12 protein-coding genes and 1 pseudogene are annotated in these 10,147 nt (G+C 61.9%); 3 read left to right on the forward strand and 10 right to left on the reverse strand.

Translation table 11 applies throughout. The features are described 5' to 3' along the window. Both NKI61_RS30860 and NKI61_RS30865 read right to left on the reverse strand, forming a co-directional pair. Positions 1 to 136, reverse strand: a pseudogene (locus NKI61_RS30860) (ABC transporter permease); the annotation flags it as partial. Positions 137 to 466: 330 nt separating this feature from the next. Beyond that, positions 467 to 1,258, reverse strand: a complete 792-nt coding sequence (locus tag NKI61_RS30865) for an ABC transporter ATP-binding protein (RefSeq protein ID WP_023682182.1) — start codon at positions 1,256 to 1,258, stop codon at positions 467 to 469. Between the two features lie 110 nt (positions 1,259 to 1,368). Between NKI61_RS30865 and NKI61_RS30870 the strand changes: the two genes are divergently transcribed. After that, positions 1,369 to 1,773 carry a cupin domain-containing protein gene (locus NKI61_RS30870; protein WP_031196380.1) on the forward strand — a complete coding sequence of 135 codons (405 nt, stop codon included), beginning with the start codon at positions 1,369 to 1,371 and terminating at the stop codon, positions 1,771 to 1,773. Positions 1,774 to 1,790: 17 nt separating this feature from the next. Here NKI61_RS30870 and NKI61_RS30875 read toward each other — a convergent pair whose 3' ends face one another. The 6 genes from NKI61_RS30875 to aptA all read right to left on the reverse strand — a co-directional run bounded on the left by NKI61_RS30875 (position 1,791) and on the right by aptA (position 7,220). Beyond that, on the reverse strand, positions 1,791 to 2,174 hold the full coding sequence (locus NKI61_RS30875) for a hypothetical protein (RefSeq protein WP_031197044.1): 384 nt from the start codon (positions 2,172 to 2,174) through the stop codon (positions 1,791 to 1,793). 16 nt (positions 2,175 to 2,190) lie between these two features. Next, positions 2,191 to 2,484 (reverse strand): hypothetical protein, encoded by a 294-nt coding sequence (locus tag NKI61_RS30880; protein WP_245260000.1) that lies wholly within the window; start codon positions 2,482 to 2,484, stop codon positions 2,191 to 2,193. A gap of 80 nt (positions 2,485 to 2,564) precedes the next feature. After that, positions 2,565 to 4,016 (reverse strand): dihydropyrimidinase, encoded by a 1,452-nt coding sequence (gene hydA / locus NKI61_RS30885; RefSeq protein WP_023699634.1) that lies wholly within the window; start codon positions 4,014 to 4,016, stop codon positions 2,565 to 2,567. Between the two features lie 62 nt (positions 4,017 to 4,078). Then, positions 4,079 to 5,329, reverse strand: a complete 1,251-nt coding sequence (locus tag NKI61_RS30890; protein ID WP_023744579.1) for a Zn-dependent hydrolase — start codon at positions 5,327 to 5,329, stop codon at positions 4,079 to 4,081. A 3-nt stretch (positions 5,330 to 5,332) separates the two neighbouring features. Beyond that, positions 5,333 to 5,779 (reverse strand): endonuclease domain-containing protein, encoded by a 447-nt coding sequence (locus tag NKI61_RS30895; RefSeq protein ID WP_023725396.1) that lies wholly within the window; start codon positions 5,777 to 5,779, stop codon positions 5,333 to 5,335. Positions 5,780 to 5,891: 112 nt separating this feature from the next. Next, on the reverse strand, positions 5,892 to 7,220 hold the full coding sequence (gene aptA / locus NKI61_RS30900; RefSeq protein ID WP_023817919.1) for an omega-aminotransferase AptA: 1,329 nt from the start codon (positions 7,218 to 7,220) through the stop codon (positions 5,892 to 5,894). Positions 7,221 to 7,475: 255 nt separating this feature from the next. Between aptA and NKI61_RS30905 the strand changes: the two genes are divergently transcribed. Beyond that, a complete protein-coding gene (locus NKI61_RS30905; RefSeq protein ID WP_352538881.1) occupies positions 7,476 to 8,105 on the forward strand; it encodes a TetR family transcriptional regulator C-terminal domain-containing protein in 630 nt (209 codons plus the stop codon). A gap of 30 nt (positions 8,106 to 8,135) precedes the next feature. On the opposite strand, the gene NKI61_RS30910 is transcribed toward NKI61_RS30905, so the two are convergent. Further along, a complete protein-coding gene (locus tag NKI61_RS30910; protein ID WP_352538882.1) occupies positions 8,136 to 8,915 on the reverse strand; it encodes a toll/interleukin-1 receptor domain-containing protein in 780 nt (259 codons plus the stop codon). Between the two features lie 58 nt (positions 8,916 to 8,973). Further along, a complete protein-coding gene (locus NKI61_RS30915; protein WP_352653192.1) occupies positions 8,974 to 9,846 on the reverse strand; it encodes a helix-turn-helix transcriptional regulator in 873 nt (290 codons plus the stop codon). 104 nt (positions 9,847 to 9,950) lie between these two features. Here NKI61_RS30915 and NKI61_RS30920 point away from each other — a divergent pair. Next, positions 9,951 to 10,147 (forward strand): SDR family NAD(P)-dependent oxidoreductase (locus NKI61_RS30920; RefSeq protein ID WP_352842153.1); only part of this gene is annotated, 197 nt, incomplete at its 3' end.

The following is a 10,147-nucleotide window of genomic DNA, read 5'->3' on the forward strand; positions in this document are numbered from 1 at the left end:
CGTGGGTTTCCCCGGCGCGCCGGTCGAGGTCGCGCTGGAAGGGCGCGTTTAGGATGACGGCGAAGACATACCAGAGCACCACCACGCCCAGGAGGATGGAGGTCACGGGGACGAATTTTTCGCGGAAGGTGTCCATCAGGCGCGCTCCCCTTCTCCTCTCCCCGCCGGGAAGAGGGTGGCCGGAGCGAAGCGGAGGCCGACCACCTCCGCGTTCGTCATCCTAGGGCGGAGCGACACGAAGCGTCGTGCAGACCCTAGGATCCATTCCGTGACGTTGGCCGAGGGGTATAAGCGGTTGAGAATGTTCGCCTTCGCGGGCGCAGCGGCGTGTGCACCGTTTTGCACCGTTGCGGACCGTATAGGTAACGGTATGGATCCTAGGGTCTGCCCCGCGTCGCTTCGCTCCTTGCTTCGCCCTAGGATGACGAAGGCGTGGCGGCGACGTCCGCACTCATTCGCTACCCCCTCAATCATCATAGCTGTGCCCTGCCCTCAAGCCATCGCGTACCCTGGCCGCGATCGCCAAAAATTCCGGCGTCTCGCGGATATCCAGTGGCCGCTCTTTTGGCAGCGTCGATTCGATGATGTCGGTAACCCGACCTGGGCGCGGCGACATGACGACGATGCGCGTCGACAGATACACCGCCTCGGGGATGGAATGGGTGACGAAGCAGATCGTCTTGTTGGTGCGCGCCCACAATTCCAGAAGCTGTTCATTGAGATGGTCGCGCACGATCTCGTCCAGCGCGCCGAAGGGCTCGTCCATCAGCAACAGGTCGGCGTCGAAGGCGAGCGCGCGGGCGATCGAAGCGCGCTGCTGCATGCCGCCGGAAAGCTGCCAAGGGTATTTCTTCTCGAAGCCGGAGAGGTTGACGAGCTCCATCGTGCGCTTGATGCGCTCGGCCTGCTCCGCTCTCGAAAGGCCGATGATCTCCAGCGGCAGCGCCACGTTACGCTCGATCGTGCGCCACGGGAAAAGGGCTGCCGCCTGGAAGACGTAGCCATAAGCGCGTTTCTCGCGCGCCTGTTCCGGCGTCATGCCGTTGACCGAGATCATGCCCGATGTCGGTTTTTCCAGATCGGCGATGACGCGCAGCAAGGTGGTCTTGCCGCAGCCCGATGGGCCGATGAAGGAGACGAACTCGCCCTTGCCGATGGTCAGGTCGACATTGGAGAGCGCCTCTACCGGACCGTCATTGGTCTGAAAGGTAAGGCCAAGTCTGCTTGCCGAGACGACGGCTGGCGATTGTCCCGTCATCGCTTGCTGCCTGCCTCTCGCAGCCGCCCAGGATGAAATGCCGTTGCATTCGCGTTGATGTTGCTTTCCACTCGTCCAATCCCACCCACTCGACGCCCGGAGCCTTGCCGATGTCGCCCAAACCCACTTGTCACCTTATCCGTCCTGAAAGCACTTATGAAGGCAAGCAGGGATTGACCTATTTTGCCGGCATTGCAGCCGAGACGGTCGGCTCGTCCGGCATCTGCATGCATCTGCTCACCCTGCCGCCCGGCGCCCGCGCCAAGGCGCATCTGCATGAAAGCCATGAGACGGCGATCTATGTGCTCTCGGGCGAGGTCCACACATGGTATGGCGACAGGCTCGAGAACCACATCGTCGTCAAGGCCGGCGACCTCTTCTACATCCCGGCCGGCGTACCGCATCTGCCGGCCAATATGAGCAACGCCCCGTCCTCGGCCGTCATCGCCCGCACCGATCCCAATGAACAGGAAAGCGTCGTCCTGTTGCCGGAGCTGGATGCGCTGGTGGCCTGACGCTGACGGGACTGCCGTCATTTGCACCGCGCCACTTCGCCCATGACATTGCCGTCCTCGTCGGCGACCGTCAGCTTCTTGGCGTTCTTGGCGCTGCGCTTGATGGTGAATTTGGTCGGCTCCTGTCCGTCTTCACCTTCGGCCTCGCATGTCGCCGTCACCACCAGCGAACCATCAGCCTGCGCTTGCTTCTCCGTGAAGGTGCAGGCGCTGGCGGCGGTGACCAATGCCTCGTCGGTCAAAAGCAGCATCCGATCGGCGGCGACTTCCTGGCCGTTGCGGTTGATGCAGCCATATTTGTCCCCATAGGGTTTCGTCAGGTCGATGCCTGCCGCAAGGGCCTGACCCGCAGCCAGAACGACTACCATCGCAACAGACGGCCCCAAACCGCGCGCGCTCATTCCCCCAGCTCCAACGTCACGAACACGGTTGCAACGGCCCCATTTCTTCAAGACCGGGAATGGTCACGAAGAACCCACCCTCGCCCTTGTTGGTGACCACAACGGTTTCAGCCGTCGTCCCCGCCTCGCCTTCGGCGGAACAGGTCGCATCAAGTGATTGCGTGCCCGGCGCCCACGTCAATTGCTGCGCGAACCGGCAGCCGCTGCCATAGGTCTCGATGCCCTCGGCGGTCAGCACGATATAATCGTCGCGGCCCTGAAAGCCGGCCTTTGCAAAGACACAACCGGCATCGTTGCCCCAGAAGCCCACCAGCCTCTCGGCCCCTGTTGCCGGACCAGCGACCACCATCGCCACGACCAGTGAAATGAGCGCCCCCGGGCTCCGCAACGTCAAACGCCTGTCGCCGGAATGCCGGTGCGTTCGACCTTGCGCGGCGCGGTGATGTCCTTCCAGGTCGATAGAGCCCGGTTGACCGCCGCGTTCGGCTCGCGGGCGACGAATTCGCCATGGCCGGGCTTGGCCTTGACCTCCGCTTCCTCGACCGACAATTCGCCGCGCGAAAAGACGAAGCGCGGCAGGCCGGTCACCTCAAAACCTTCGAAGACGTTGTAGTCGATCACCGATTGCTGCTTCTTCGAGGTGATGGTCTTCTTGGCGCTGGGGTCCCACACCACGATGTCGGCGTCCGCGCCTTCGACGATGGCGCCCTTCCTAGGATACATGTTGAGGATCTTGGCGATGTTGGTCGAAGTCACCGCGACGAACTCGTTCATCGTCAGCCGCCCGGTGTTGACGCCCGTCGTCCACAGCACGGGCAAGCGGTCTTCAAGCCCGCCAGTGCCGTTCGGGATCTTGGTGAAATCGCCGACGCCGTTGCGCTTCTGCTTGGTGGTGAAGGCGCAGTGGTCGGTCGCCACCACCTGCAGCGATCCCGCCTGCAGGCCGGCCCACAGCGAATCCTGGTGCAGCTTGTTGCGGAAGGGCGGACTCATGACGCGGCGCGCCGCATGGTCCCAATCCTTGTCGAAATACTCGCTTTCATCCAGCGTCAGATGCTGGATCAGCGGCTCGCCGAAAACCCGAATGCCCTTCTGGCGGGCGCGGCGGATGGCTTCGTGGCTCTGCTCGCAGGACACATGCACGACATAGAGCGGCACGCCGGCCATGTCGGCGATCATGATGGCGCGGTTGGTCGCCTCGCCCTCCACTTCCGGCGGCCGCGAATAGGCGTGTCCCTCGGGGCCATTATTGCCGGCGGCGAGCAGCTTTTGCGACAGCGCCGCAACCACGTCGCCATTCTCGGCATGAACAAGCGGCAGCGCGCCGAGATCGGCGCAGCGCTGGAACGACGCGTACATCTCGTCGTCGTCCACCATCAGCGCGCCCTTGTAGGCCATGAAATGCTTGAACGAGGTAATGCCTCTGTCGACGACGGTGGCCATCTCGTCGAACACCTGCTTGCCCCACCAGGTGATCGCCATGTGGAAGGAGTAGTCGCAGGCAGCCTTCGAGGTCTTGTTGTCCCACATCTGCAACGCTTCCAGCAGCGACTGCTGCGGCGCCGGCAGGCAGAAATCGACCACCATCGTGGTGCCACCGGAAAGGGCCGCACGCGTCCCGGACTCGAAATCGTCGGCCGAATAGGTGCCCATGAACGGCATTTCGAGATGGGTGTGCGGATCGATGCCGCCCGGCATGACGTAACAGCCGCTGGCGTCGAACTCATGGTCGCCATGCAGGTTCGAGCCGATGGCGACGATCTTGCCGTGCTGCATCAGCACATCGGCCTTCCAGGTGCGGTCGGCGGTGACGATGGTGCCGTTTCGGATGACTTTGGTCATTGTCGTGTTCCCTTGTTCTCTTCGCGCTTCTTGTGAGCGTCGTTTTGAATACAGATCTTAGTTCACGCCACGATCCCCGCTGTCTCTACCACCGCATGGAACAGCACGTCGGCGCCGGCGCCGGCCCATTCCTTGGTGATTTCCTCAGCCTCGTTGTGTGACAACCCGTCAACGCAGGGGCACATCACCATGGCGGTCGGCGCAACGCGGTTGATCCAGCAGGCGTCGTGGCCGGCGCCGGAGACGATGTTGCGGTGGGAATAGCCGAGCCGATCGGCGGCGTCGCGGATCGCCTTGACGCAGCCGGCATCGAAGGTGACCGGATCGAAAGCGCCGACCTGCTCGACCTTGTACTGGATGTCGAGCGCCTCACAGATTGTGTCGATGCCTTCGCGTATGCGCCCATCCATCGCGTCCAGCACTTCCTTCTCGGGCGAGCGGATGTCGATGGTGAAGACGGTGCGCCCGGCGATGATGTTGCGCGAGTTCGGAAACACCTCCATGTGGCCGACCGCGCCGACGGCGTCGGGCTGGTAGTCCATGGCGATCTCGTGCACCAGTTCGATGACCCGAGCCATGCCGAGCCCGGCATTACGGCGCTTGGGCATCGGGGTCGAGCCGGTATGCGCCTCCTTGCCGGTCAGCGTTACCTGCAGCCATTTCAGGCCCTGGCCGTGGGTGACGACGCCAATGTCGATGCCTTCGTCCTCGAGGATCGGCCCCTGCTCAATATGCAGTTCGAAGAAGGCGTGGATCTTGCGATCACCGACTTTCTCGGTGCCTTTCCAGCCGATGCGCTCCAGCTCCTCGCCAAATTTCCTGCCCTGTTTATCAGTGTGCTGATACACGTCCGCCTGATCGAGCACACCGGCGAACACGCCGGACGCCATCATAGCCGGGGCAAAGCGCGAGCCTTCCTCATTGGTCCAGTTGGTAACGACGATCGGATGCCTGGTCTGGATGCCGAGATCGTTAAGCGAGCGAATAATCTCCAGCCCGCCGAGCACGCCGAGCACGCCGTCATATTTGCCGCCGGTCGGCTGCGTGTCGAGATGGCTGCCGACATAAACCGGCGGCAGGCTGGGATCAGCGCCTTCCCGGCGGGCAAACATGGTGCCCATTTCGTCAAGCCCCATTTCGAGCCCGGCCGCCTCGCACCAGCGCTTGAACAGATGCCGTCCCTCGCCGTCCTCGTCGGTCACGGTCTGGCGATTGTTGCCGCCGGCAATACCGGGGCCGATCTTCGCCATCTGCATGATGGAATCCCACAAACGGTCTGAATTGATTCGCAGATTCTCGCCTGGGGCGGCCATGCTCTAAAACCTCATCGGTTGCGGGGCGGCGGCGTCCCCCTCCCCCTCGAGGGGAGGGTGGCCGCGAAGCGGTCGGGTGGGGTCGCCCGCGACGCGCGCGACCTTCTCTTTGACCACCTGCGCGACGTGCCAAGCGCTGTTTATGACATCGGGCTCGTCAACACGGAAGACTTCAAATCCGAGCGATCGCAGATAAGCATCGCGAACGGCATCGTGCCGACTACCCCTGTCGTGTTCGTGCATGTCGCCATCGACCTCAACGATCAGCTTCACCGCCAAGCAGGCAAAATCCACGATGTACGGGCCAATCGGGCACTGACGGCGAAACTTGATGCCGGCTGATTTCAGGTCCCGCAGTTCATACCACAGCAGCGATTCTCCCTTGGTCGCGTGAATTCGAAGCGCTCGCGCCTTTTGGCGCATTTCGAAGCTCACGCGGGTACGGGGCATCAGGAGCGGCCTCGGAACAAAAGAGCAGGTCGGCGTCCGGTCGCACCGACCCCACCCGACCGCTTCGCGGCCACCCTCCCCTCGAGGGGGAGGGCTATCCGCGCCCGGTTTGTCAATCGATCGCCCTCAGCACTTCTCTGACATGGTCGATCAATTCGTTGATCTGGCCCTTGGTGATGATCAGTGGCGGCGACAGCGCGATGATGTCGCCGGTGGTGCGGATCAGCGCGCCGCGCTCGAACGCCTTGACGAAGGCCGAGAAGGCCCGCTTGGTCGGGCTGCCGGCGATCGGCGCCAGTTCGATCGCGCCGATCAGGCCGATATTCCTGATGTCGATGACATGCGGCTCGTCCTTCAGCGAATGCAGCGCATCTTCCCAGTAGGGCGCCAGTTCCTCGCCGCGGGTCAGCAGGCACTCTTCCTTGTAGGTGTCGAGCGTGCCGAGTGCCGCGGCGCACGCAATCGGATTGCCCGAATAGGTGTAGCCGTGGAAGAACTCGATCATGTGCTCGGGGCCGGTCATGAAGGCGTCGTGGATTTCCTTCTTCACGAACACCGCGCCCATCGGGATGACGCCGTTGGAGACGCCCTTGGCGGTGGTCATGATGTCGGGCGTGACGCCGAAATAATCCGCTGCGAACGGCGCGCCGAGACGGCCGAAACCGGTGATGACCTCGTCGAAGATCAGCAAAATGCCGTGCTTGGTGCAGATCTCGCGCAGTTTCTGCAGATAGCCCTTCGGCGGCAGGATGACGCCGGTGGAGCCGGCGACCGGTTCGACGATGACAGCGGCGATGGTCGAGGCGTCATGCAGGGCAACGATGCGCTCCAGCTCGTTGGCGAGTTCCGCGCCATATTCCGGCACGCCCTTGGAGAAGGCGTTCTTTTCCGGCAGATGCGTGTGCGGCATGTGGTCGACGCCGCCGAGCAGCGTGCCGAACATCTTGCGGTTGGTGACGATGCCGCCGACCGAGATGCCGCCGAAATTGACGCCGTGATAGCCGCGTTCGCGGCCGATCAGGCGGGTGCGCGCGCCCTCGCCCTTCACACGGTGATAGGCGATCGCCATCTTCAGCGCCGTTTCGACCGATTCCGAACCGGAATTGGTGAAGAAGACATGGTCCATGCCCTTGGGCGCGAGATCGACCAGGCGGTTTGCCAGTTCGAACACGATCGGGTGGCCCATCTGGAAGGCCGGCGCATAGTCGAGTTCGGCCGCCTGGTGCTGGATCGCCTCGGTGATCTTGGGACGGCAATGGCCGGCATTGACGCACCAGAGGCCGGCGGTGCCATCGAGCACCTTGCGGCCGTCGCTGGTGGTGTAGTGCATGTCCTTGGCGGAAACGAACATGCGCGGCGCCTGTTTGAACTGCCGGTTTGCCGTGAACGGCATCCAGAATGCGCTGAGATCGTTCGGCGTGACTTTCAGCCGGTTGGACATGACCAAGACTTCCCCTTGTAACCTGTTTCGGTGCGGCTAACGCTTGGTCTTTCCAAAGCTTGGTCTTTGCTGCGTTTTCATGCTACGCAAATTTTTGACCGATTGGACAAACGTTAGCACCGCCCTGTCGGCGGTCAAGGGATTACTAGCGGAAATGCGGCCTGCGAAGTGCGCTCCACGGGTAAGAGAAAAACTGGTCCAGAGAATTGGTCCAGATGAACCCTGCGGCCAAGGCTTGCAGGGGTGAGCGGCGCCATGGAAGGCTCAGCCCCTCGCCGCACCCGCATCCAGCAGGAAAAGCGCGAACTGATCCTGGAGGCAGCCCTCGAAGTCTTCTCCGCCAACGGCTTTCGCGGTTCGACCATCGACCAGATCGCCGAGGCCGCCGGGATGTCGAAGCCGAACCTGCTCTACTATTTCCGCCGCAAGGAAGACATCCACGAAACGCTGATGGAGCGGCTGCTGGCGACGTGGCTGGCGCCGCTACGTGAACTCGACGACATCGGCGACCCCCTGACCGAGCTCAGGAGCTACATCCGGCGCAAGCTCGAAATGGCGCGTGATTTTCCCAGGGAAAGCCGGCTGTTCGCCAACGAGATCCTGCAAGGCGCGCCGCGCATCATGCCGCTGCTGGCGGGTGAGCTGAAAACGCTGGTCGACGAGAAGGCCAACGTCATCAAGGGCTGGATGCGCGCAGGAAAAATCGCCCGCACCGATCCCTGGCACCTGATCTTTTCGATCTGGGCGACGACCCAGCATTACGCCGATTTCGACGTCCAGGTCCGCGCCGTGCTCGGCGCCGACCGCGGCGGCGACGGCCGCTTCGAGGATGCGGCGCGCTTTCTCGAACAGCTGTTTATCGATGGGCTGAAGCCGAAGCCCTGATAACTGCCGCGGTGCTCAGTTGCGTGATACTCAGTTCCTTGGAGGTATTGCTTTCCATTCGTCATAAGATGCCTGATGAAGAACTCCCCTAAACGCTACGAGCTTGCCCTGTTGCGGTGTGATCTTTAGCTTCGTCGGCATTTTAGGTGTGATGGCTCCGCCGAGTGGAGCAATAGCAAAGCCATTCACCACTATGCCGTTGTCCAGGGTGATGCCTTTGTTGAACCCACCCCGATGCGGCACTCCACCGTTCATCTCGATTATGATTTCACCCTCTTCGTTGTCTATCAAAACAAGAAATGAGGGATTCGGCTCCATGAGGTGAGAAGCCGAAATTACGATGTCCACGGCAACAGACGGATTACCTGAAAAGCTATAGGTGAGATTGGAGAATCCCATATGCTGCGGGGTGAACGTATTATTTCCTTGGATGACATTCACGATCTGAACAATCGCTGCTTCAATCCCATTGGCGAACATATCGATGTAGACGTTCTGAAGAAGTACAGGCGGCATCGTGGAGCCATCCACACGAACGGGAATGATTTTGCACTCGCCCTTCGTGGCTTTATATAATGCGTTCTGCCATTCGAGCTTGACCATGTTGCTCTGAAGACTTTTTCCAGAAACAAAGAAAAAAACAAACTTTGGCGAAGTCAGGCCTTCGTTCATTTTATCAATGATGCCATCGCCTGGCTGTATTGACCAGCTGTCGTAAAAAACCTTGTCCTGCCCAAAAATTTCGCGGAGCCGAAGTGCAACCGGTTCAATAACGGGCTTGTCCGCGTGATTATGACTTAAAAAGATCATCTATGTGCCTCCCCGGAAATTGTCTCGGAGAGGTAGGAACTTGCATTCACAACGTCAACTAGGCACTGCGCCGTTCGACAGGCAGCGCGTCCACCAATGCCTGCAGCTTGGCGACCGAATTCTGCTCGGCCAGCGGCGTGTAGACGATCAGCTTCATGTCCGAGCCGTCATCGATCGACAGGCTCATATGCTCGAACGCCATCGCGCCGGCGATCGGATGGCGCAGATACTTCTTGCCGGAGAGACGATGCACCACATCTCGCTGCGGCCACCACTCCCGGAACTCCGGGCTCGACCGCATCATAAGCGCGATCAGCCGCTCGAAATCCGGGTCGCCGGTGTATTTCGCGCTCTCGGCGCGAAACGCCGCAAGGGTGGCGCGCGCCAGCTGTTCCCAGTCGACCAGCAAATGGCGCCGGTGCGGATCGGTGAACACGCCATGGAGGATGTTACGGGCGTCGCCCTCCAACAAGCCGTAATCGCCGAAAATGGCAACCGCCCCGGCGTTCCAGGCCAGCACATCCCAGCGCGGCCCGACAATATAGGCCGGTTGCAGGACGAGACTCTGCAGCATGTGCAGCAGGGGACCTTCGACCTTGACCGGGGTAATGCGCCGCCGCTCGGGCTGCTGGCGGCCGGCCAGCGTGAACAAATGCCGCTTCTCGGCGGCATCGAGGCGCAAGGCCTCGCAAAGCGCCGTCAGTACCTCCACCGAAGGCCGCACATCCCTGCCCTGTTCCAGCCAGGTGTACCAGGTCGTGCCGACGCCGGCGATCATCGCCACTTCCTCGCGGCGCAGACCGGGCGTACGCCGCCTCGCGCCGGCCGCAATGCCGGTGGCTGACGGCGAAAGCCGTTCGCGGCGCGAACGCAGGAAGGCGCCAAGCTCGCGCCGGCGGCTGTCTTCGGGCGATGGTGCGGAAGCATCCATGAGGGCGCAGTATAGCAGTATCGATACCAGGATAAAGTTTGAACTGTTTGGCGAGCGCAAAGCGCACCATCTTGGCATCCAGAGCGAATATGGAGGCTCCCGACATGGACCTGAAAGACAAGACAATCCTCATCACCGGCTCGACCGACGGCGTCGGCCGCGCCGTCGCGCAAAGGCTGGGCGACGGCGGCGCGCGCGTGCTGGTGCATGGCCGTGACGCGGCTCGCGGCAAGGCAACCGTCGCAGAAATCGAATCCGCCGGCGGCAAAGCCGAGTTCCTCGCCGCGGACCTCGCCTCGCT

Origin of the sequence: Mesorhizobium sp. M0514 (genome assembly GCF_040321145.1) — a bacterium.
Taxonomy (GTDB): domain Bacteria; phylum Pseudomonadota; class Alphaproteobacteria; order Rhizobiales; family Rhizobiaceae; genus Mesorhizobium.

Coding starts and splice junctions, on each gene's coding strand:
- NKI61_RS30865 (WP_023682182.1), bottom strand. CDS start 1,258: ATGACGGGACAATCGCCAGCCGTCGTCTCGGCAAGCAGACTTGGCCTT.
- NKI61_RS30870 (WP_031196380.1), top strand. CDS start 1,369: ATGTCGCCCAAACCCACTTGTCACCTTATCCGTCCTGAAAGCACTTAT.
- NKI61_RS30875 (WP_031197044.1), bottom strand. CDS start 2,174: ATGAGCGCGCGCGGTTTGGGGCCGTCTGTTGCGATGGTAGTCGTTCTG.
- hydA (WP_023699634.1), bottom strand. CDS start 4,016: ATGACCAAAGTCATCCGAAACGGCACCATCGTCACCGCCGACCGCACC.
- NKI61_RS30890 (WP_023744579.1), bottom strand. CDS start 5,329: ATGGCCGCCCCAGGCGAGAATCTGCGAATCAATTCAGACCGTTTGTGG.
- NKI61_RS30895 (WP_023725396.1), bottom strand. CDS start 5,779: ATGCCCCGTACCCGCGTGAGCTTCGAAATGCGCCAAAAGGCGCGAGCG.
- aptA (WP_023817919.1), bottom strand. CDS start 7,220: ATGTCCAACCGGCTGAAAGTCACGCCGAACGATCTCAGCGCATTCTGG.
- NKI61_RS30905 (WP_352538881.1), top strand. CDS start 7,476: ATGGAAGGCTCAGCCCCTCGCCGCACCCGCATCCAGCAGGAAAAGCGC.
- NKI61_RS30910 (WP_352538882.1), bottom strand. CDS start 8,915: ATGATCTTTTTAAGTCATAATCACGCGGACAAGCCCGTTATTGAACCG.
- NKI61_RS30915 (WP_352653192.1), bottom strand. CDS start 9,846: ATGGATGCTTCCGCACCATCGCCCGAAGACAGCCGCCGGCGCGAGCTT.